This window comes from Methylobacterium sp. E-041, assembly GCF_022829665.1.
GTDB lineage: Bacteria > Pseudomonadota > Alphaproteobacteria > Rhizobiales > Beijerinckiaceae > Methylobacterium.
This window is the reverse complement of record NZ_JAKSYQ010000268.1, coordinates 13,300-34,345: the sequence shown is the minus strand read 5'-3', so window position 1 is coordinate 34,345 and position 21,046 is coordinate 13,300. Positions and strand designations below refer to the sequence as shown.

General features: G+C 72.2%; 20 protein-coding genes. 9 read left to right on the top strand and 11 right to left on the bottom strand.

Annotated features, from left to right (window positions below; translation table 11 throughout):
* Positions 1 to 67: 67 nt before the first annotated feature.
* Positions 68 to 1,237 carry a glycosyltransferase gene (locus MKK70_RS24065; RefSeq protein ID WP_243950396.1) on the bottom strand — a complete coding sequence of 390 codons (1,170 nt, stop codon included), beginning with the start codon at positions 1,235 to 1,237 and terminating at the stop codon, positions 68 to 70.
* A 246-nt stretch (positions 1,238 to 1,483) separates the two neighbouring features.
* A complete protein-coding gene (locus MKK70_RS24060; RefSeq protein ID WP_243950395.1) occupies positions 1,484 to 2,608 on the bottom strand; it encodes a glycosyltransferase family 4 protein in 1,125 nt (374 codons plus the stop codon).
* 53 nt (positions 2,609 to 2,661) lie between these two features.
* Between MKK70_RS24060 and MKK70_RS24055 the strand changes: the two genes are divergently transcribed.
* Genes MKK70_RS24055 through MKK70_RS24040 form a run of 4 tightly spaced genes read left to right on the top strand, consistent with a single transcriptional unit; the run spans position 2,662 to position 8,083 of the window.
* Positions 2,662 to 3,960, top strand: coding sequence for a glycosyltransferase family 4 protein (locus MKK70_RS24055; protein WP_243950393.1), 1,299 nt, complete (start codon positions 2,662 to 2,664; stop codon positions 3,958 to 3,960).
* Positions 3,941 to 5,233, top strand: coding sequence for a glycosyltransferase family 4 protein (locus MKK70_RS24050; protein ID WP_243950391.1), 1,293 nt, complete (start codon positions 3,941 to 3,943; stop codon positions 5,231 to 5,233). The genes MKK70_RS24055 and MKK70_RS24050 overlap by 20 nt, the downstream gene beginning before the upstream one ends.
* A 52-nt stretch (positions 5,234 to 5,285) precedes the next feature.
* Positions 5,286 to 6,779, top strand: coding sequence for a lipopolysaccharide biosynthesis protein (locus MKK70_RS24045; RefSeq protein WP_243935769.1), 1,494 nt, complete (start codon positions 5,286 to 5,288; stop codon positions 6,777 to 6,779).
* A 14-nt stretch (positions 6,780 to 6,793) separates the two neighbouring features.
* Complete coding sequence (locus MKK70_RS24040; protein WP_243950388.1) at positions 6,794 to 8,083, top strand: hypothetical protein; 1,290 nt, start codon at positions 6,794 to 6,796, stop codon at positions 8,081 to 8,083.
* 7 nt (positions 8,084 to 8,090) lie between these two features.
* Here the strand turns inward: MKK70_RS24040 and MKK70_RS24035 are convergent, their stop codons facing one another.
* The 7 genes from MKK70_RS24035 to MKK70_RS24005 all read right to left on the bottom strand — a co-directional run bounded on the left by MKK70_RS24035 (position 8,091) and on the right by MKK70_RS24005 (position 16,645).
* Positions 8,091 to 9,101, bottom strand: coding sequence for an SMP-30/gluconolactonase/LRE family protein (locus tag MKK70_RS24035; protein WP_243950386.1), 1,011 nt, complete (start codon positions 9,099 to 9,101; stop codon positions 8,091 to 8,093).
* Between the two features lie 105 nt (positions 9,102 to 9,206).
* Positions 9,207 to 10,790, bottom strand: a complete 1,584-nt coding sequence (garD, locus tag MKK70_RS24030; RefSeq protein ID WP_243950384.1) for a galactarate dehydratase — start codon at positions 10,788 to 10,790, stop codon at positions 9,207 to 9,209.
* A 28-nt stretch (positions 10,791 to 10,818) separates the two neighbouring features.
* The gene (locus tag MKK70_RS24025) at positions 10,819 to 12,198 is read right to left on the bottom strand and encodes an MFS transporter (RefSeq protein ID WP_243950382.1); all 1,380 of its coding nucleotides are present in this window, start codon (positions 12,196 to 12,198) and stop codon (positions 10,819 to 10,821) included.
* A 147-nt stretch (positions 12,199 to 12,345) separates the two neighbouring features.
* On the bottom strand, positions 12,346 to 13,230 hold the full coding sequence (locus MKK70_RS24020) for a 2-hydroxy-3-oxopropionate reductase (RefSeq protein ID WP_147843654.1): 885 nt from the start codon (positions 13,228 to 13,230) through the stop codon (positions 12,346 to 12,348).
* Positions 13,231 to 13,293: 63 nt separating this feature from the next.
* On the bottom strand, positions 13,294 to 14,058 hold the full coding sequence (locus tag MKK70_RS24015) for an HpcH/HpaI aldolase family protein (RefSeq protein WP_147843655.1): 765 nt from the start codon (positions 14,056 to 14,058) through the stop codon (positions 13,294 to 13,296).
* Between the two features lie 212 nt (positions 14,059 to 14,270).
* Positions 14,271 to 15,632, bottom strand: coding sequence for a glucarate dehydratase (gudD, locus tag MKK70_RS24010; RefSeq protein WP_243950380.1), 1,362 nt, complete (start codon positions 15,630 to 15,632; stop codon positions 14,271 to 14,273).
* Positions 15,633 to 15,754: 122 nt separating this feature from the next.
* Positions 15,755 to 16,645: a LysR substrate-binding domain-containing protein gene (locus MKK70_RS24005; RefSeq protein ID WP_243950379.1), complete on the bottom strand. Its 891-nt coding sequence runs from the start codon at positions 16,643 to 16,645 to the stop codon at positions 15,755 to 15,757.
* Positions 16,646 to 16,942: 297 nt separating this feature from the next.
* Between MKK70_RS24005 and MKK70_RS24000 the strand changes: the two genes are divergently transcribed.
* Together MKK70_RS24000 and MKK70_RS23995 are read left to right on the top strand one after the other, a co-directional pair.
* Complete coding sequence (locus tag MKK70_RS24000) at positions 16,943 to 17,179, top strand: hypothetical protein (protein ID WP_147729292.1); 237 nt, start codon at positions 16,943 to 16,945, stop codon at positions 17,177 to 17,179.
* Positions 17,176 to 17,388, top strand: a complete 213-nt coding sequence (locus MKK70_RS23995; protein WP_147729291.1) for a hypothetical protein — start codon at positions 17,176 to 17,178, stop codon at positions 17,386 to 17,388. Before MKK70_RS24000 ends, MKK70_RS23995 begins: the two co-directional genes overlap by 4 nt.
* A 108-nt stretch (positions 17,389 to 17,496) precedes the next feature.
* On the opposite strand, the gene MKK70_RS23990 is transcribed toward MKK70_RS23995, so the two are convergent.
* Positions 17,497 to 18,822: an MFS transporter gene (locus MKK70_RS23990; RefSeq protein ID WP_147729290.1), complete on the bottom strand. Its 1,326-nt coding sequence runs from the start codon at positions 18,820 to 18,822 to the stop codon at positions 17,497 to 17,499.
* Between the two features lie 226 nt (positions 18,823 to 19,048).
* Here MKK70_RS23990 and MKK70_RS23985 point away from each other — a divergent pair, with 226 nt between their 5' ends.
* On the top strand, positions 19,049 to 19,504 hold the full coding sequence (locus tag MKK70_RS23985; RefSeq protein WP_243950377.1) for a GNAT family N-acetyltransferase: 456 nt from the start codon (positions 19,049 to 19,051) through the stop codon (positions 19,502 to 19,504).
* Between the two features lie 21 nt (positions 19,505 to 19,525).
* Here the strand turns inward: MKK70_RS23985 and MKK70_RS23980 are convergent, their stop codons facing one another.
* Positions 19,526 to 19,798 (bottom strand): DUF6894 family protein, encoded by a 273-nt coding sequence (locus tag MKK70_RS23980; protein ID WP_147843465.1) that lies wholly within the window; start codon positions 19,796 to 19,798, stop codon positions 19,526 to 19,528.
* Positions 19,799 to 19,855: 57 nt separating this feature from the next.
* Here MKK70_RS23980 and MKK70_RS23975 point away from each other — a divergent pair, with 57 nt between their 5' ends.
* Both MKK70_RS23975 and MKK70_RS23970 read left to right on the top strand, forming a co-directional pair.
* On the top strand, positions 19,856 to 20,407 hold the full coding sequence (locus MKK70_RS23975; RefSeq protein ID WP_243950375.1) for a hypothetical protein: 552 nt from the start codon (positions 19,856 to 19,858) through the stop codon (positions 20,405 to 20,407).
* A 270-nt stretch (positions 20,408 to 20,677) separates the two neighbouring features.
* Complete coding sequence (locus MKK70_RS23970; RefSeq protein WP_147843464.1) at positions 20,678 to 21,046, top strand: thiol-disulfide oxidoreductase DCC family protein; 369 nt, start codon at positions 20,678 to 20,680, stop codon at positions 21,044 to 21,046.

The following is a 21,046-nucleotide window of genomic DNA, read 5'->3' as shown; positions in this document are numbered from 1 at the left end:
GCGCGACCGTGCGGAAGGGATTGTGAGGTTCGGGCCGCCGCGCGCGGGCCGAGCGTGGCGGATTCGGTCAGGCCAGGGCCTTGAGGCGGTGGCCCGAGCGCTCCTGGCCGGCGCCGAGGTCGCGGTGGAGGGCCATCTGCTCGTCGACGAAGCCGGCGAACCGGGTGCGGAACACCTCCGGGGCGAACAGCGCCGCCTGGGCGCGGCAGGCGGCGCGCGAGAACATGCCCTCCTGCTCCGTGAAGTCGCGGACGCAGGCCGCGATCGCGGCGGGGTCCGGCTCGGCGAAGAACATGCCCGAGCGGTTGGGCGGAAGCGTCGCCACGGTCTCGCGCGCGCCGCCGCGGCCGAGCGCCAGCACGGGGGTGCCCTCGGCCTGCGCCTCCACTGGGATGATCCCGAAATCCTCCTCCGCCGCGAACACGAAGGCGCGCGCCGTCCCCATCAGCCGGCGGAGCTCGGAATCCCCGACGAAGCCGGCGAACGTCACGTTCGGCCCGGCCGCCTCGCGCAGGCGCGCCTCCTCGGAGCCGGTCCCGGCGACGACGAGCCGGAGGTCCGGCATCAGGGCGAAGGCCTCGATCACCGCGCGCACGTTCTTGTACGGCACGAGGCGGCTCGCCACGAGGAAGTGGTCGCCGCGCGGCAGGTCCGCCCGGATCGCCGATTGCGTGACCGGCGGATGGATCACCTCGGCGGCGCGGCCGTAGACCTTGCGGATGCGCCGGGCGACGAAGGCGGAGTTGGCGACCACCGCGTCCGGCCCGCTGGCGGTGCGGGTGTCCCACAGGCGCATCCGGTGCAGGATCATGCGGGCGACCATGCTCTTGACGCCGTGCTCGTACCCGCTCTCGCGCAGGTAGCTGTGCTGCATGTCCCAGGCGTAGCGCATCGGCGAATGGATGTAGGACACGTGGACCTGGCTCGGCCCGGTCAGGATGCCCTTGGCGACGGCGTAGCTGCTCGAGATCACGAGGTCGTAGGCCGAGAGGTCGAACTGCTCGACGGCGATCGGCATCAGCGGCAGGTAGGCGCGGTGCCGGGTGCGCACCAGCGGCATCCGCTGCAGGAAGCTCGTCCGCGTGGCGCCGACGCCGATCTTGGCGCGGTCGGCCGGGCTCAGGAAGTCGAACAGCGTGAAGATGTCCGCCTCGGGATAGATCGCCAGGATCTCGTGCAGGACGCGCTCGGCACCGCCGACGACGTAGAGCCAATCATGGACGATCGCGACGCGCATCTTCGAGACCTCGAAGGAAGGGGGCACCGAGGCGAAGCCCGGTATGGATGCAACTTAAAGGTGTAGTCACCTGAATGGTCGCGGCCAATGCTGGTGATAGGCGGAGATGCTTGCACTTTTAGAAATATCGACGGCTCAAAGGCCTGCCGACAGCGCAAAGACTGCTGAATTCGTCCGCTTGGTAAATCTTAACTATGCTGAAGCCGCTCGGCGCGCGGTTCCGGCCCGCTGCCGGCCGCGCCGGCCTCAGAGCGGGCGCGACGGCGGGTCGCCGCCTGCTAGCACGGCGTCGAGGAGGTCGGCGTAGCCGCGGGCGGTGGCGTCCCAGGTGTAGCGGGCCTGGTTGCTCCGGCCCTTCGCGACCAGGCTCTCGCGCAGGGCCGGCTCTTCGATCAGCCGGCGCAGGCAGGCGGCCAGGGCGCCGGCATCGGTGGGATCGAAGGTCAGGGCGCCCTCCCCTGCGACCTCCGGCGTCGCGGAGCGGTCCGAGCACACCACCGGGCAGCCGAGCGCCTGCGCCTCCAGCACCGGCAGGCAGAAGCCTTCCGCGAAGGACGGGACGCAAAGGCACAGCGCGCCGCGGTAGAGCGCGGCGAGCCTTTGGTCGTTGATGCGCGACAGGCGCACCACGCGGGAAGCCGCCCCGATCCGCCGGAGCGTCCCGGCGACGGCGTCGGCGGGGTCCTCGCCGACATGGACGACGGCGAGATCGGGATGGGCGTGCGCGATCGAGGCCACCGCTTCGGCGAGCAAGCCGAAGTTCTTGTTGTGCGTGGCGTTCCCGACGGCGAGCACGTAGGGGCCGGCGACCTCCGCGGGCGCCCCGACGGCGAGGGCCGCAGGGTCGAGCACGGAAGCCGAGGGGATCACGCGGACGCGCCCGCGGACGGCAGGGTAATGCTGCTCCAGGTCGCGCCGCGTCGCGTCCGAGACAGCGACGGCGGCGTGGTTGCGCGCCAGCATCAGCCGGAAGATCCAGTCGGTGGTGAGCGCCTCGCGCGGGCCGGTGCTCTGAGGGATCGTGCGGAAGTACAGGTCGTGGACGACGACGATGCGCGCCCGTCCGCCGGCGCCCGCGCCGTAGGGGTCGATGTTCAGCACCACGTCGATGGCGTGCCGCCGGCAGCAGGCCGGAACGGTGACGAGCTGGGCCAGCACGTCGAGGACCACGATGCGCGGGCGGCGCACCGTCACGACCGCGACGGCGTCGCGCCACGCCGCGGGAAGCTCGGCTCGGGTCCAGGGCGAGCGCAGCACCACGGCGACGTCGGGCCGCCGGACGAGCTCGTCGATCAGTGCGAAGGCGACGCGGGCGACGCCGGACGGCTTGCCGCCGAACTGGCTCGGCATGTTGAGCAGGATGCGCTTCATCGACTGGCAATAACCCCGGACTAGGGTCGATCTAGCACCGTCAGATTGATCAGATGCGTATTCTCCACCTCTCATCGCTGTATCAGCCCGAACAGGTCGGGGGGGCGGAGCTGATGGTGGAGACCCTCGTGCGGATGCAGGCGGGTCTCGGGGCGCAGGTCGGCGTCGCCTGCCTGTCGCGCCGGGCGGAGCCGCCCGACCGGTCGGGCGCGGCGACGATCTACCGCCTCGGCCACGGCACGCCGTTCCACGTCCTCGACTGGGCCGAGCACGGGCGGCTCGACCGCCTGCGCTACAAGCTCGCCGCGCAGTGGGACGGGCGCACGCTCGCCGCGATGGAGGCCGCGGTGCGGGATTTTTCGCCCGACGTGGTGAACACGCACTCGATGTCGGAGCTGACGCCGCAGATCTGGCCGATGCTGCGCCGGCTCGGGGTGCCGGTCGTCCACACGCTGCACGACTTCACGAGCCTGTGCAGCAACGGCGCGATGGTGCGGCACGGCCGCGCCTGCGAGCGGCAGCACGCCAAGTGCCGCGCCTACGCGCTCCTGCACCGGCTCTGCCAGCGGCCGGTCGACGCCGTGGTCGGTGTCGGCAGCGACATCCTCGCCCGCCACCTCGCGGCCGGGTTCTTCCGCGACGTGCCGGCCGCGTTGCGGCAGGTGATCTGGAACCCGATCGAGGCGGGGCCGCCGCCGGCGCCGCGCGCCCTCCCCTCGGGCGAAGTCACGTTCGGCTACATCGGCCGGATCGAGCCGTCGAAGGGCGTCGACACCCTGATCGAGGCCTGCCGCCGCCTGCCCGGCACCGGCTGGCGGCTGCGCATCGCCGGGCGCGCCGTCGACGGGCTCGACCGCTACGAAGGCCTCGCCGCCGGGCTGCCCGTCGCCTTCGACGGGTTCGTCGCGGCCGACGCCTTCCTCGACGGCATCGACTGCCTCGTCGTCCCGCCGGTCTGGCCCGAGGCCTTCGGGCGCACGGTGGCCGAAGCCTACGCCCGCGGCGTGCCGGTGATCGGCACCGCCGTCGGCGGCATCGCCGAGCAGGTCGGCACCGACGATCCCGCCTGGCTCGTGCCGCCCGGCGACGCGGCGGCGCTGGCCGCCGCGATGGCGCGGATCGTCGCCGACCCCGCCCGCCTCGCGACCGGCCTCGCCAACGCCGCCGCGGTCGCCGAAGGAACTCGGCCGCAGGCGGTCGCCACCCGCTACCTCGACCTCTACCGCAGCCTCCTCGCCCGTGAGCCCGCCGTCGCCCACGGATCGGCGTCCCAAGGATCGACGTCCCAGCGGTCAACGCCTCGAGAATCAACGCCTCAAGGATCAAGGCGCCATGCGCATCCTGCACCTTAGCTCGCTCTACCCGCCCCATATCGTCGGCGGCGCCGAGCGGTCCGTCGAGCATCTGGCCGAGGAGCTCGCCGGCCTCGGGCACACGGTCGCCGCCGCCTGCATCGAGCGGCAGGCCGAGCCCAAGACCGTGCGCAACGGCGTCACGGTCTACCGCATGGCGCATCACAACGACTTCTGGCTCGAGGACTGGGCGCAGCACGGCCGCTTCGCGCGCAACGCCGCCAAGCTCAAGCAGCAGTGGAACTTCGCGATCGCCGCCGATTTCGGCCGGGTGCTCGACGACTTCCGGCCGGACGTCGTCAACACCCACTCGCTGCTCGACATCTCGACGCTGGTCTGGCGCGAGGCGGCCCGGCGCGACATCCCGATCGTGCACACGGTCTGCGAGTACGACCTGATCTGCGGCAACGCGGCGATGTTCAAGCACGGCGCGCCGTGCACGCACTGGCACCTCGGCTGCAAGGTCGTGAACGCCTCCAAGCAGCTGACCAACCGCTGGGTCGACGCGGTGGCGAGCGTCGGCACCCGGATCCTGCAGACCCATGTCGACCATGGCCTGTTCCGCCACCTCGCTCCCGAGCGGCGACGGGTGATCTACTATTCCTGCACGGTGCCGGACGGCGATCCCGAGGCGCGCCGCCGGGTCGACCGGAGCGCCAAGCCGATGACCTTCGGCTATCTCGGGCGGATCAACGTCGAGAAGGGCGTCGGCACGCTGATCGACGCGCTGGCCGAGATCGGCTCACGCGCGCACGCCACCGAAGGGAATCCCGCCTCCGGCGGCTGGCGCTGCCTGTTCGCGGGCCAGGCGATGGACGACTCGATCGAGCGGTTCAAGGCGAAGGCCGAAGGGCTGCCGATCGAGTTCGTCGGCTGGGTCGACCCGAAGGACTTCCTCACCGAGGTCGACGTCCTCGTCGTGCCCTCGTTCTGGGCCGAACCCTCGCCGCGCACGGTCTACGAGGCCTACGCCATGGGCGTGCCGGTGATCGGCGCCGATTCCGGCGGCATCCCCGAGCTGATCGGCGAGGACAACGCCGACTGGCTGTTTCGCGCCGGCGACGCGCCCGACCTCGCGGACCGCATCCGCACGGTGCTGGCCCGCGGCCGCGCCAGCCTGCCGGACGAGCGCGCGTTCCAGCACGTCCTGCGCGAATCGACCTCCGAGCGCGTCGCCGAGAAGTATCTCGACCTCTACGCCGAGCTTCTCGCCGAGCGCCGCGGCATCGCGCCGGAACCGTCGCCAGCGCACGGCATCCATCATGGCGCCTAGCCCGCCCGGCCCGTCCGCCGCGGCGCCGGACGCGGCTGCGACCCGGGACGATATGGCCGGCCGCTCCGTCCGGGCGGCCGGGTGGGTCGCCGTCAGCGCAATCGGCAACGTCGTCCTGAGCTTCGTGGTGTTCCTGGTGCTGGCGCGCCTGCTCGACCCGAGCGAGTTCGGCCTCGTCGCCGTGGCGGTCGTGTTCATCGACATCCTGCTCATCGTCACGCGGGGCGGCCTGCCCGACCTCGTCGTGCAGACCGACCGGCTCGACGACGGCTTCGTCGACACCGCCTTCTGGGTGGCTTTGGCCTCCGGCTGCCTCTACGGGCTGGCGCTGGTCGCGCTGTCGTGGCCGATCGCGTGGATGCTGCGGATCCCCGAGCTGCAGCCGGTGCTGGCGGCGCTCGCCGCCACCTTCGTGATCGCGGCCGCGGGCGTGATCCACGAGGCGCGGCTGCAGCGCCTCTTCGGCTTCCGCAGCCTCGCGATCCGGGCCCTCGTCGCCAACCTGATCGGCGGGTCGGTGGCGATCGCGCTCGCGCTGAACGGGTTCGGGGTCTGGAGCCTGGTGATCCAGCGGCTGCTCGCCACCGGCATGACGACGCTGCTGACCTGGGCGGCGTTTCCGTGGCTTCCCGGATGGCGCTTCGTGCGCGCCCATGCCCGCCGCCAGCTCGCCTTCGGCTCGCGGGTGTTCTCGACCCAGCTCCTCCTGACGCTCAGCATCCGCAGCCAGGAGGTGGTCGCCGCCTACTTCCTCTCCACCGCCGATATCGGCCTGCTGCGCATGGCCTGGCGCTGCATCGACCTGATCAGCCAGGTCGCGGTGATCCCGCTCGCGGCGGTCGCGCTGCCGACCTACGCCCGGCTGCAGGACCGGCCGCGCGACCTGGCCGCGGCCTTCGACGGCTTCGTCGCGATGTCGGCGGTGCTGGCGCTGCCGGCCTTCGTCGGCATGGCCGTGGTGGCGCCGCACCTCGTGCCGCTGCTCTTCGGCGAGCAGTGGCGCGACGCGGTGCCGGTGCTGCGCATCCTGGCGCTGCTCGGCCCGGAATTCGTCGCGACCTCGATGCTGTGGATGATCTTCACCGCCTCCGACCGGACCGGCACCGCGCTGGTCCTGTCGGCCGCGCAGTTCACGATCACGATCCTGGCCTCGTTGGTGACGGCGCCGTTCGGCCTGTCGGCCCTCGTCGTCGGGCACGTGCTGCGCGCCTACCTGTTCTCGCCCGTGGTGGTGCGGGCCGCCGGCCGGTTCGTGCCGGTCGGCACCTTGGCGGTCGCCGCCTCGCTGGCGCCGATCCTCGCCTGCTCGCTCGCGATGGGCGCCACCGTGTTCCTGGCGCAGGATCGCCTCTACGCGCGGCTCGGCGACCACGCCGGCCTCGCGGCGGCGATCGGCCTCGGCATCCTGGTCTACGGGATCCTGGCGCTGCTGTTCCTGCGCGCGCCGCTGCGCCGGAGCGTCGCGCTGATCCTGAACCGCAAGGCCGCCCTGGTCGCCGCCGCCGCGCCGCGCGCCGAGGCGGTGCCCGCGGCCGCGACGCCTTAGAGGAGGTGCGATCGATGAGGCCCCATGGACCGACCCGCCGCCTCGTGCTGGCGGCGGGCGCGTCGGCGCTGGCGGCACGCCCGGCCCTGGCCGGCCCGCTGCCGTCGTATCCGAGCGAGGACTTCGCGCAGTCCGTCGGCATCAACACCCATTTCGGGCACGACGGGACCCCGTACGTCGACCGGTTCGCGCGCTGCGCGGCGGCGCTCGACGCCCTCGGGATCCGGCACCTGCGCGACGACATCGTCCTGCCGGCGGGCGAGCCGCCATCGGGGCCGCCGCCGCAGTTCCGGCGGATCGCCGAGCTGGCGCGGGCCGGCTACCGGTTCAGCCTCGTCTTCTACGACGGGCTCGACGTCGGGCCGCTGGTGCCGCCCCGGCGCCTGCCCGACATCGCCGCCTGGAGCGCGGGCGGGCTCGCGATCGCCGAGGGCAGCAACGAGCCCAACATCGCCGCCGGCGCCGGCCGCCCGCAGGCCTCGGCCGAGCACCAGCGCGCGCTCTACCGGGCGGCACGCAATGCCGGCGGCGCGGTGAAGGTCGCCGGGCCGAGCTACGTCCAGGCCAACGTCGCGGCGGCGGAGTCCCTGGCCAACGCCGTCGACTACGGCAACATCCACCCCTACCCCGGCATGGAGCACCCGGAGAACGCCGGCAACGGCGACCTGCGCCGCTTCGTCGCCGCCGCTCAGCCCATCTTCGGCCGCGCGCCGCTGCTCGCCACCGAGAACGGCTACCACACCGCGCTCGCCACCCGGAGCTTCCACTTCCCGGTCTCGGAGGCCGTGCGGGCGCGCTACACGCCCCGCCTGCTGCTGTGGAGCTTCCTCCAGGGCATCCGCCGCACCTACCTCTACGAGCTGGCCGCCTCGGTCGACCGGGGCGAGGGCGACCCGGAAGGCCGGTTCGGCCTCTTGCGCTTCGACGGCTCAGCCACGCCGACTTTTGCCGCGGTCGCCAACCTGATGCGCCTGTTCCGGGCCGGCCCGGCCGTGGCCGGCCCCGCCCTCGACGTGGCCCTCGACGCGGCCCCGCGCGACCTCCAGGCGATCCGCTTCCTGCGCGGCGACGGCGCCGTCCTCGTGCCGCTCTGGCTCGGGATCGACGGCTGGGACCGGGTGCAACGCCGGGCACGGCCCGACGCGCCGGCGCAGGGCGTGACCCTCACCCTCTCGGGCGTCCCGAAGGCGGCGCGGCTGCACCGCTTCGCCGACGACGGCTCCGTCGGCGTGGAAACGCTCGGCCCGGCCCGGACGCTGACCCTCGGCGTGACGGACCGGCTCGCGATCCTCGAGCTGGTGTAGGGCGGCCCTACCGCACCGCACCCCGGGTGTTGACGGAGAGCGCGTAGATCGACTTGGTCGAGGCCATGAACAGGCGGTTGCCGTCGGCGCCGCCGAAGCACAGGTTGGCGCAGCGCTCCGGCAGGCGGATCCGGCCGATCGCCCTGCCCTCGGGCGAGATCACCAGGACGCCGTCGAGATCGGCGCCCATGCCCCAGCCGCACCAGAGGTTGCCGTCGGCATCCGCCCGGAACCCGTCCGCGGTGCCCCTGCCGCAATCGAACAGCACCCGGCCGTCGGCGAGCGCGCTGCCGTCCCCGACCACGTCGTAGACCCGGATCAGCCGGTTCGGCTGGGCGCGGGATTCGATGACGTAGAGCTTGGTCTCGTCGGGCGAGAAGCACAGCCCGTTCGGGCCCGCGATGTCGGCGACGACGACCCTCGCCTCGCCGGTCCGCGGATCGAGGCGGAAGACCTGGCCCGGCCGTTCCGGCTGGGCCATCGCCTCGTAGGGGTTGGGGCCGAAGGCCGGGTCGGTGAACCAGATCGCGCCGTCTGAGCGGCAGACGACGTCGTTCGGGGCGTTGGCGGGCTTGCCGTCGAACCCGCTGAACAGGGTGGTGATCGTGCCGTCGTGCTCGGTGCGGGTCACCCGGCGGGATTTGTGCTCGCAGGTGACGAGGCGGCCCTGGCGGTCGCGGGCGTTGCCGTTGGCGTAGTTCGAGGGCTTGCGGAACACGCTCGTCGTGCCCGTCGCCTCGTCCCACCGCATGATCGCGTCATTGACCACGTCGCTGAACAGCAGGCAGCGCATGTCGCCGAGCCAGACCGGTCCTTCCGCCCAGCGAAAGCCCGTGGCGATCCGCTCCACCGTCGCCGAGAAGATCCGGTACCGGGCGAACGACGGGTCGAGGATCTCGATCGCCGGGTCGGGCAGGCGCTCGGACGGCTCGAAGGCGGCCTGCGCAGGCCCGGCCCACGCCGTCGTGGCGGCGGCGCCCGCCAGCGCCAGCAGGGTCCGGCGATCGAGTGCGCCCATCGTGTCCTCCCGGCCGGTGTCGTCCCGGCCTGTCCGTCGCTCGGTCCCCGGCGGGCACGGCGCATGGCGTGCGGCGTGTCCGCTCCTTCCGTGGCGTCGGAACCCTCAGGTGATCGGCGCCGGGTTGAACAGCGTCAGGTCGTTGAACAGGCCCCAGCGGTCGGACCACGGCGTCTTGCGCCCGCTCGCCACGTCGAGGATGAGCTGAAACAGCTCGCGGCCGACCTCCTCGATCGTCGCGTGGCCGGTGGCGATGCGGCCGGCGTCGAGGTCGATCAGGTCGGACCAGCGCTGGCTGAGCTCGGTGCGGGTCGCGACCTTGATCACGGGGCATTGCGCGAGGCCGTAGGGCGTGCCGCGCCCGGTCGAGAACACCTGGAGGGTGATCCCGGAGGCGAGCTGCAGCGTGCCGCAGACGAAGTCGCTCGCCGGCGTCGCCGCGAAGATCAGGCCCTTCTCGCGGACCCGCTCGCCCGGGGCGAGCACGCCGGAGATCGCCGAGGTGCCGGATTTGGCGACCGACCCGAGCGCCTTCTCGACGATGTTGTTCAGCCCGCCCTTCTTGTTGCCGGGGGACGGGTTGGCGCGCCGGTCGGCCTCGCCCTTGGCGAGGTAGTCGTCGTACCACGCCATCTCGCGCACCAAAGCCTCGGCCACCGCCGGCGTCTTGGCGCGCGGCGTCAGCAGGTGGATCGCGTCGCGGACCTCGGTGACCTCCGAGAACAGGACCGTGCCGCCGGCGGCGACGATCAGGTCGGCGCAGTACCCGAGCGCCGGGTTGGCGGTGACGCCGGAGAACGCGTCGCTGCCGCCGCATTGCAGGCCGACCACGAGGTCGGAGGCCGGGCAGGTCTCGCGCCGGCGCCGGTTCAGGATCGCGAGCCGGGCCTCGGCCATCGCCATGATGCTGTCGAGCATCATGGAAAAGCCCTGGTGGCGCTCGTCCTGCATCCGCACGACGCCGCCGTCCTGCGCGTCGTCGCCGTCCGGCAGCAGGCGCTCGGAGACGAGCTTCTCGCAGCCGAGGCCCACCACCATCACCTCGCCGCCGAAATTCGGGTTGCGGGCGAGGCTCTGGAGGGTGCGGATCGGGATCACCGCCTGCGGCGCGTTGATCGCGACGCCGCAGCCGTAGGCGTGGGTCAGCCCGACCACGTCGTCGACGTTGGGGAAGCGCGGCAGCAGCTCCGCCTTGATCCGCCGGATCGCCACGTCGAGGGTGCCGGCGACGCATTGCACGCTGATCGAGATCGCGAGGATGTTCTTGGTGCCGACCGAGCCGTCCGGGTTGCGGAACCCCTCGAAGGTGCAGCCGGTCAGCGGCGGCAGGGGCGCCGGCACGCGGGTCGCCATCTCCAGCGCGTCGAGGGCGGGGGCGGTCGGGGTGGCCACGCGCGATTCCTCGACCCAGGCGCCGCGCGGGATATCCTGCGTCGCGATGCCGACGATCTCGCCGTAGCGCCGGACCTCGCCGCCCTCGGGGATCGCGGCGAGCGCCACCTTGTGGCCCTGCGGCACGAACTCGACGAGGGTCAGCCCGTCCGGGAACACCGTGCCGGCCGGCAGCCCGAAGGCGTTGACGACGATGGCGACGTTGTCGCTCGCGTGCAGGCGGATGGTGCGGGGGGCGTCGCCCAGGGCGGGCCCGGCCGGCGGCACCGGCGGGGCTTCGATCACGGCGTCTGGCATCGCATGCTCCCTGGCGGTCGGCGGTCGGTCAGGCGCGGCGCAGCTCGACCCGCCGGATGTCGCCGACGAGGAGGAGATAGGCGCTCATCGCCACGAGCGCGTTGATCCCGACGAAGACCAACGCCGTGTCGAACGAGCCCGAGGACTGGACGAGATAGCCGATGATGATCGGCGTGGTGATGCCGGCGGTGTTGCCGAACATGTTGAACAGCGCGCCGCTCAGGCCCGCCGCCTCCTTGGGCGAGGTGTCGGACACCACCGCCCAGCCGAGCGCCCCGAGGCCCTTGCCGAAGAAGGCCGCCGCCATCAGGCCGATCACCAGGGCATGCGAGTCGACGTAGTTGCAGGCGATGATCACCATCGACAGCAGCATGCCGGCGATGATCGGCAGCTTGCGGGCGATGTTGAGCGAGCCGGTCCGGCGCAGGAGCGCGTCGGAGATCACGCCGCCGAGGATACCGCCGACGAAGCCGCACAAGGCCGGGAGCGAGGCGGTGAAGCCGGCCTGGAGCACGGACATGCCGCGCTGCTTGACGAGGTAGATCGGAAACCACGTCAGGAAGAAGTAGGTCATCACGTTGATGCAGTGCTGCGCCACGTAGATGCCGAGCAGCATCCGGTTGCCGAGGAGCTGCTTGATCGTTCCCCAGGTGCCGGCGGCGGGGGCGGCGCCCGCCCGCACTGGCTTCGCGTCGCGCGATGTCGACGTGGTCGCGCCCGACGGCGCGGCGCCGACCTGCACCAGCGCGCCGCCCCGGGCGATCTCGTCGAGCTCGCCCGAGGTGACGCTCGGATGGTCCTTGGGGTCGTGGATCAGCCAGACCCAGAGCAGCACCATCGCCAGGCCGATCAGGCCCATGCTGAAGAACGCGTAGCGCCAGCCGAAGCTCTGGGTCACCCAGGCGGTGAGCGGCGCGAACAGCACCGGCGCGAAGTATTGGGCCGCGTTGAACACGGCCGAGGCCTTGCCGCGCTCGGCCGCCGGGAACCAGGCGGTGACGAGGCGGGCGTTGCCGGGGAAGGACGGCGCCTCGGCGATGCCCACCAGCATCCGCATCAGGAAGAACACCGCCACCGCGGAGCCCGCGCCGAGGAAGCCGGCCCAGCCCTGGACGAAGGTGAAGAACGACCAGAAGAACACGCCGCCGGCATAGATCCACTTGGTGCCGTAGCGGTCGAGCAGCCAGCCGCCGGGCAGCTGGGCCGCGACGTAGGACCAGCTGAAGGCGGAGAGGATGTAGCCCATCTGCACGGGCGTGATGCCGAATTCCTGCGCGATCGGCACGCCCGCTATCGAGATGATCGCGCGGTCGGCGTAGTTCAGCACCGTGACCGCGAACAGTACGAGGAGGATCAGGTAGCGCACGCGCATGCGCGTCGCGCTCTGCACCGGAATCGCCAGCGACATGGTTTCCTCCTCGGGATCGCCCGACGGATGCGTGCCCGTCGCGGTCGGTTTCCTTGAGGTTTCCAGATTAGTCCGCCCGGTCGATACCTTCCAATCCAAACGATGGATCGATCGATGCCATCGCGGCATCGATCGATCGAGCCTTGATCAGGCGGCGCCGACCTCGTGGTCGGCCATGATCTCCAGCGCGCGGACCATCGCCGAATGGTCCCAGGCCGCCCCGCCGTTGGCGACGCAGGCCGAGAACAGCTGCTGCGCCAGAGCTGTGGCCGGCAGGCTGAGCCCGAGCGCGCGGGCGCCCTCCAGCGCCAGGTTCAGGTCCTTCTGGTGCAGCCCGATGCGGAAGCCCGGATCGAAGGTGCGGTCGATCATGCGCTTGCCGTGCAGCTCGAGGATGCGCGAGGTGGCCAGGCCCCCGGTGATGGCCTCGCGGACCTTGGCCGGGTCGGCGCCGGCCTTCGAGGCGAACAGCAGGCCCTCGGCCACCGCCTCGATGGTGAGCGCGACGATGATCTGGTTGGCGACCTTCGCCACCTGGCCCGATCCGACCGGGCCGACATGGGTCACGGTCTTCCCCATGGCCGCGAACAGCGGTTGTGCGCGCCCGAAATCGGCCTCGTCGCCGCCGACCATGATCGAGAGGGCGGCGTTCTTCGCCCCGACCTCGCCGCCGGAGACCGGCGCGTCGAGATAGGCGCCGCCGCGCTCCCTGATGCGGGCGGCGAAGTCCTTCGTCGCGATCGGCGAGATCGAGCTCATGTCGATCACGGTCGTGCCGGGCCTCAGGCCCGCCGCGACGCCGTCCGCGCCGAACAGCACCGTCTCGACGTCGGGGGTGTCCGGCAGCATCAGGATGACGACGTCGGCGCGCTCGGCGACCTCGGCGGCGGTGGCGCAGGGCGTGCCGCCGGCGGCGACCAGGGCCTCGGGCACCGCCCGGCGGCTCTTCAGGAACAGGCTGTGCCCGGCGGCGATCAGGTGCCCGGCCATGGGCGCGCCCATGATGCCGAGGCCGATGAATCCGATGTTCATGGTGGTGTCTCCCGGAATGGCGCATCCGCCCTCCCCCGCGGAGGGGGGAGGGTTGATCCTGGCTCAGCCCCTGAAGCGGGCGGCGAGCGCCTCGGACTGCCGCGCGAGCAGGCCCATGTCGGAGCCGACCGCGGTGAAGCGGGTGCCGGCGGCGATGTAGCGGTGGGCCAGATCCTCGTTGGCGGTGAGGATGCCGGCATGCTTCCCGGCCTTCGTGATGCGCGCGATCGTCTCCGCGATGATCGCCACCACGTCGGGATGATTCTGCTGGCCGAGGTAGCCGAGGCTGGTCGAGAGGTCGCCGGGGCCGATGAAGACGCCGTCGACGCCCTCCACGCCGGCGATCTCGTCGAGGTTGTCCAGCGCCCGCCGCGACTCGATCTGCACGGCCACGAAGATCTCGGCCTCGCAGCGGGCGTGGTAGTCGGGGATGCGGCCGAAGCGGGCGGCGCGCGGCGCCTGCGAGAATCCGCGCACGCCGCGCGGGGCGTAGCGGGTCGCGGCCACCGCGCGGCGGGCCTGGTCGGCGTCGTCGATGTTGGGGATCATCAGCGACTGCACCCCGGTGTCGAGGATGCGCTTGATGGTGATCGCCTCGTCGCTCGGCACCCGCACCATGGCGTGGGCCGGGCTCTCCATCATCGCCTGGACCTGACTGTAGACGTCCCGCAGGTCGTTGGCCGAATGCTCCATGTCGAGGAGCAGCCAGTCGAAGCCGGAGCCGGCTACGACCTCGGTGGAGATCGGGCTGGCGAGGCTGCACCACAGGCCGATCTGCTGCCGGCCCTGGCCGAGCGCCGCCTTGAAGCGGTTGGAGAGGATGTCCATCGGATGTGCTCCTTCGTGGAATCGATCTGAGAGGTCGAGCGTCGTCCGGATCACGCGCCTCCCTCTCCCCTCTGCGGGAGAGGGTGGCCCGCGAAGCGGGTCGGGAGAGGGGAGCGCCGGTGCCGGATACGGCGCTCCCCTCTCCCGACCCCTGCCGACGCAGGGGCCACCCTCCCCCGCAGAGGGGGAGGGATCTGAAGCGTCCGTCGCCCTCAGCGCACGAGGCACGGGCGCTTGTTGTCGAAGGTCCAGTTCGGGACGAGGAACTGCATCGCCGCCGCGTCGTCGCGGGCGCCGAGGCCGTGGTCCAGATAGAGCGCGTGCGCCGCCTCGACCTCGGCCATGTCAATCTCGATGCCCAGCCCCGGACGATCCGGCACCCGCACGAGCCCGCCGCGGATCGCCAGCGGCTCTTTGGTCAGGCGCTGGCCGTCCTGCCAGATCCAGTGCGTGTCGATCGCCGTCACCTTGCCCGGGGCGGCGGCCGCGACGTGGGTGAACATCGCCAGCGACACGTCGAAGTGGTTGTTCGAGTGTGAGCCCCAGGTCAGCCCGTGGTCGCGGCAGAGCTGCGCCACCCGCACCGAGCCGGCCAGCGTCCAGAAATGCGGGTCGGCCAGCGGGATGTCGACGGCGCCCAGCTGAATCGCGTGGTTCATCTGGCGCCAGTCGGTGGCGATCATGTTGGTGGCGGTGGGCAGGCCCGTGGCGCGGCGGAACTCGGCCATGATCTCGCGGCCCGAGAACCCGTCCTCGGCCCCGCACGGATCCTCGGCGTAGGCGAGCACGCCGCCGCGGCCCTTGCACAGGCGGATCGCCTCGGCGAGCGACCACGCGCCGTTCGGGTCGAGGGTGACGCGGGCTTCCGGGAAGCGCTCGTGGATCGCGGTGACGGCGGCGATCTCGTCCTCGCCGGCGAGCACGCCGCCCTTCAGCTTGAAGTCGTTGAAGCCGTAGGCCGCATGCGCGGCCTCGGCCAGGCGTGCGACGGCGTCGGGCGTCAGGGCCTCCTCGTCGCGCAGCCGCATCCAGCCGTCGCGGGCGGTCGGCTCGCGATAGGGCAGATCGGTGCGGCGGCGGTCGCCGACGTAGAACAGGTAGCCCAGCATCTCGACGGCGTCGCGCTGCTGGCCCTCGCCCAGCAGGGCCGCCACCGGCACGTCGAGGAACTGGCCGAGCAGGTCGAGGAAGGCGGATTCCACCGCCGTCACCGCGTGGATGGTGACGCGCAGGTCGAAGGTCTGGAGGCCGCGCCCGCCGGAATCGCGGTCGGCGAAGCGCGCGCGCATCGCGTTGAGCACCGCCTGCCAGGCGCCGAGCGGGCGCCCGACGATCAGGTCGCGGGCCTCCTCCAGCACGCCGCGGATGCGCTCGCCGCCGGGCACCTCGCCGAGGCCCGTCGCGCCGGTGGAATCCTCGAGGATCACCAGGTTGCGGGTGAAGAACGGGCCGTGCGCGCCGCTGAGGTTGAGCAGCATGCTGTCGCGGCCGGCGACCGGCACGACCCGCATCGCGGTGACGGTGGGGGAGCGCGAAAATCCGCGCGACGGGGCATCGACGGCGTCGGCCTGCATGCGTGCCTCCCGGGGCGTTGACGGGACCGGCGTCTGGCGCGCCGTCTGCCGCACGTTCTCGCAAGGATGCCGATGCGGGTCCAAGCCAAAGGCTGGATCGATCGATGCGCGACAGGCATCGATCATCCCGGCGGCAGCACTGCCAGGATCGCGATCAGGCGCGCGATCAGCGGGTCGTCGCCGTCGCGGCGCCAGGCGAGGTGCAGCTCGGCCGGGCGCGGCGCGGGCAGGTCGAGGGGGCGGAACGCGACGCCCTCGAAGCGCAGGCGCTCGGCCGCCGCCGGCACCAGGGCGACCCCGAGGCCGGCACGCACCAGTGCCAGGATCGAGTGGATCTGCGTCAGCTGCTGCAGGATGCGCGGCTGGATGCCGGCCTCGGCGAACAGGCCGCGGACGAGGTCGTGGAAGTAGTGCGCCTCGTTCGGCGCGTAGGCGATGAACGGTTCGCCGTCGAGGTCCGCCAGCGTCAGGCCCGCGTGCGCCGCCAGGCGATTGCCGGCGGGCACGGCGACCACCATCGGCTCGGCCAGCGCCCGCACGGAGGCGAGGTCGGGATGGCTGACCGGCGGGCGCACCAGCGCCGCGTCGATGCGCCCGGCCAGCAGTTCCTCGACCTGATCCTTGGTCACCATCTCGCGCAGCGCGAGCGTCACGTCCGGCAGCGCGGCCCGGGCGGCGATGACGAGGCGGGGCAGGAAGTCGTAGGCCGAAGCCGCCGTGAACCCGAGCTTGAGCACCCCGGCCCTTCCGGCCGCGACCTGGCGGGTGACGTGGGTCGCGGTCTCGGCGAGCCGCAGGATGCGCTGCGCCTCGGGCAGGAAGCTGCGCCCGGCCGCGGTCAGGCGCACCGAGCGGCTGGTGCGGTCGAGGAGCTGCACGTCGAGGATGCGCTCCAGGACCTGGATCTGCCGCGAGAGCGGCGGCTGGGTCATGTTCAGCCGGGCGGCGGCCCGGCCGAAATGCAGCTCCTCGGCGACGGCCGCGAAGCACCGGAGCTGGCTGAAGTCGAACATGCGCGATCCTGGAAAGGCGACCCGGGTTGCGACGTGCCTGGATTGATCGCATCCCGATGCCGGTCGCGGCGAGACGGATGATGGCAGCAAAGCTTCGATCGGTCTCGTCGGCCTGCCTCGCGATGCGCTTGAACGCCTTCGGCTTGCGGAAGACGGTCTCGATCGGGTGGCGTCGCTTCGGCGAGGTGGGTCGTCACGGGCACGTTCGACTTCGCCGTCGTTGACGTTCGTCCGATCGTCCCTCATATTGCGGACATGTTCGCGGGAGTTCCCCGGCTAAATTGCAGGACGACCCCGATGGCCGGCACATCCGCTCCGAACAGCCTCGACATCGCCGAGCAGGTCGCTCGCGTCCTCCGGTCGAACGCCGAGACCCAGAAATTCATTGAGGAACAGGCTAAGCTGCGCGCCGAGGCCGACAAGCTGACGCGCGAGCGAGCCTTGGCACCCTGGCAGATCGCCCTGTCCGGCATGGCCGCGGGTGCTGCGCTGTTCGGCGCGGGCGCCGCCTTCATCAAGGTGTTGGGCGGGTGACCGCCAGCCGCCTCCGCGACGTGCTCGCCCGGCTGCGCTGGTCGCAACGGGGCTTCGCTCAGGCCCTGGCCTGCGATGACCGCCTGGTGCGCCGTTGGGCCTCCGGCGACGCCGCGATCCCACCCGACGTCGCAGGCTGGCTCGAAGCGCTGGCCGAGGCGCATGCCCGCCATCCCGTGCCCGAGGGGTGGCGGCGGCGGTCCGCTTGAGCCGGTTGCGCGGACGTGTTCTGCGGGTCCGCGCAACCTGCGACCGGTCTGGAAGCCGGGCCGGAGACGTGTCGCCTTTGAAGCGTCGCCTTGCCGGCGCGAGCCCGCTCAGCGCAGCTCCACCCGCCGGATCTCGCCGACGACGACGAGGTAGCAGAACACGGCGACGAGCGCGTTCAGCCCGACGAACACCAGCGCGCCGTTGAACGACCCCGTCTGCTGCACGATGTAGCCGATCGCGATCGGGGTGGTGATGCCGGCGGTGTTGCCGAAGGTGTTGAATAGCCCGCCCGAGAGGCCGCCGCCCTGGCGCGGCGAGGTGTCGGAGACGACCGCCCAGCCGAGCGCCCCGACGCCCTTGCCGAAGAAGGCGAGCGCCATCAGCCCGACCACGAGCGCGTCGGTCTGGACGTAGTTGCAGCCGACGATGACCATCGACAGCAGCATCCCGCCGACGATCGGGATCTTCCGTGATGCGGTCAGCGACCAGCCGCGCTTGAGCAGCCGATCCGAGATCCAGCCGCCCAGGATGCCGCCGACGAAGCCGCAGAGCGCCGGCAGCACCGCGGCGAAGCCCGCCTGCAGGATCGACAGGCCGCGCTCCTTCACGAGGTAGACCGGGAACCAGGTCAGGAAGAAGTACGTCAGCGTGGTGATGCAGTACTGCCCGACGTAGATCCCGAGCAGCATGCGGTTGGCGAGCAGCTGCCGGATCGTGCGGCCGGCGTCGACCTGGGCCACGCCCGCGTCGCGGCCGTCCATGTCGAGGAGGGCGCCGCCCGCCTCGATGTAGTCGCGCTCCCCCTGGTTGATCGCGGGGTGCTCCTTCGGCCCGTAGATCACCTGGGTCCACAGCAGCGCGAAGGCGATGCCGAGCGCGCCCATCAGGGTGAAGACGTGGTGCCAGCCGTAATGGTGGACGACGAAGCCCATCAGCGGCGTGAACAGCACGGTGGCGAAGTACTGCGAGGCATTGAAGAAGGCCGAGGCGGTGCCGCGCTCGGCGGTGGGGAACCACGCCGCGGTGATCCGGGCGTTGGCCGGAAACACCGGCGCCTCGGCGAGTCCCACCAGCAGGCGCAGGCCGAACAGCACCGCCACCGCGGTGAAGCCGGTGAAGAAGCCGACCGCCCCCTGCATCAGCGTGAAGGCCGACCACAGGAAGATCGCGCCGGCATAGACCCACTTCGCGCCGTAGCGGTCGAGCAGCCAGCCGCCGGGCAGCTGCGCCAGGACGTAGGACCAGGCGAAGGCGGAGAAGACGTAGCCCATCGCCACCGCATCGAGGCCCAGGTCCTTGGCCAGCGACGGGCCGGCGATGGAGAGCGTCGCGCGGTCGGCGTAGTTGATGGTGGTGGCGATGAAGAGCATCGTCACGATGAGGAGCCGCACGCGGCTGCGCTTCACCGCGGTCATGGCGAGACCCGCGCTCATACGACCTTCTCCCTGAAGGCGGACCGCCCGGCCGGTGCCGCGGCGGACAGCGGCCGTTCTCTGAAGGCCCCTCGACGGGGCCCCGGCGGCCGCTTGCGATCTCAGGTTAGGAGCGTCCCCGGCGCGGCGTCCAACTCAAAGGCTGGATGGATCGATGCGGCGCGCGCATCGATCGGCGGCGGGAAAGCGACGGGATGACGATGGTCGGGATGAGCGGGGGTGGGGCTTGAGCGGTCGGTACGGGCTGGAGATCCGGGCGGCCAGCGCCGCCGACGCGCCGGGGCTCGCCGCGCTGATCGGCTCGGGCGGCCCGGCGATCGCGGTCCGCGACCTCGCCGAGCGGATCGAGGCCCTGCGCGGCCGCGACGGTGCGGCCCTCGTCGCGGTCGAGTGGGGGCCGCCGGGCGGCCTCGTCGTGCTGCACTGGTACCGCACCCTCGTCGCCGAGCCGATCGCGCAGATCACGACGCTCCTCGTCGCGCCCGACGACCGCCGGCGCGGGCTCGGGCGCCTGCTGCTCAAGGCGGCGGCGCAGGCCGCGCGCACCGCCGGATGCGACGGGCTGGAGATGGTGCTGCCGCCGGACCGGCCGGACCTCGAAGCCTTCTGCGCCGCCACCGGCTTCGTCGCGGCCGGCACCCGCCTGACGCGGCCCCTGCGCAAGCGAAGCGCCGAGCGCTGAGATCGATGCCGCGTGTCGCGGTCAGTGCAACGTCGCGCCGGGGTCCGGGTCGATCTCGACCGCCTCGGCGAAGGGGAATTCCAGCACGATCTCGCCCGCGGCATCGGTGACGACGAGGTCGGCCGTCATCAGCCGGGCCTGGTCCCGCGCCTCACGCGCTTGGCCGGCGCGCAGCGCCGCCAGGATGGTGTCGCGGGCGGCCTCCCAGGCGGCGTCGGCATCGGGCAGGTCGGCGCCGTCCGGGTCCGTCACCCAGTCGTCGCCGATCCGTGTGTTGAAGAAGTAGCGCGGCACGGTACAGGCTCCTGCAGCATCGGGCTTCACGCACGCGAAGCGGGATCGGAGCAAGACATGGTGAAGCCCAGCCGCGCTGCAACGCCGGACGAGGCCGGCCGGCCCGCGAGGCCGTCGCTGCGGGCGGCGCGGCGGGCTTTTATGACAGCGGCCCTCGGCCTCGCCTCGCTCGCGGGCGCCCAGGCGCAGCCGGCGGACCTCTCCGACGCGCGGGCGATGGCGCTGGTGCGCGGGCACCGCACGCAGGGCTTCGTCACCGTCGGCCAGAGCCTCGCCTATGCCGAGCGGGCCCGGCCAGACAGCTTTCGACTGGCGCCCGCCCGGGTCGAGCGGCGCGCGGGCGAGCCGTTCACCCGCGTCCGCATCTGCTACTGGCTCCGCCCTGCCGGGCGCCCGGCCGAGCCGGATTGCGGGATCGACTACCTCGTCACCGACGGGCCGCCCCATGTCGAGGTCGCCGAGGCCTTCGGCGGCCTCGGCCGCGAGCTGGAAGCCGGCCGCGAGCGCTTCGTGCGCGCCCTCGACCGGGAGCTCGATCTCCGGCGTGATCCGGCCGCCAAGGCGCTCGGCGATGCGCTCGCGCCCTACGATCCCTACGACCGCCGATAGGGCGGAGGCTGCGGCTGAGCTTGCCGATGGGGGTTCGGATCGCACGGCGTCGAACGTCTTCGAATGGGGCGTGGCCAGCGCCGCGCGGCTCCCTCTGGGGGAAGGGACTCCCGCTTCGACCCGGCCCCTTGGAGGGATCTGCGACGCCGGTCGCTAATGAGGCGCGAGGGCTTTGCGGCCCGGGCGTGCGACCGGCCCAGCGGCGTCCGGCCGCGCTGCCGCGTGGGCCCTGCCCCCCTATCTCCCGGGGGTCGCCAAGAGGACCATCCCGTGCCCGACGAGACGCTGACCGTCTACTACGACGGAGCCTGCCCGCTCTGCCGGGCGGAGATCGGGCATTATCGCCGCTGCCGCGGGGCCGAGCGCATCGCCTTCGTCGACGTGGCGCCGGACGGCGCTCCCCTCGGGCCGGACCTCGACCGTGCGGCGGCCCGCGCCCGCTTCCATGTCCGCGACGCCGACGGCCGGCTCCGGTCGGGGGCGGCGGGCTTCGCCCGGCTGTGGAGTGCGCTGCCGCGCTGGCGTTGGCTCGCGCGGATCGCGCGGCTCCCGGTCGTGCTGCCGCTCGCCGAGATCGCCTATCGCGCGTTCCTGCCGCTCCGCCCCCGCATCGCCCGCTGGCTCGTCCGCAACCGTTGA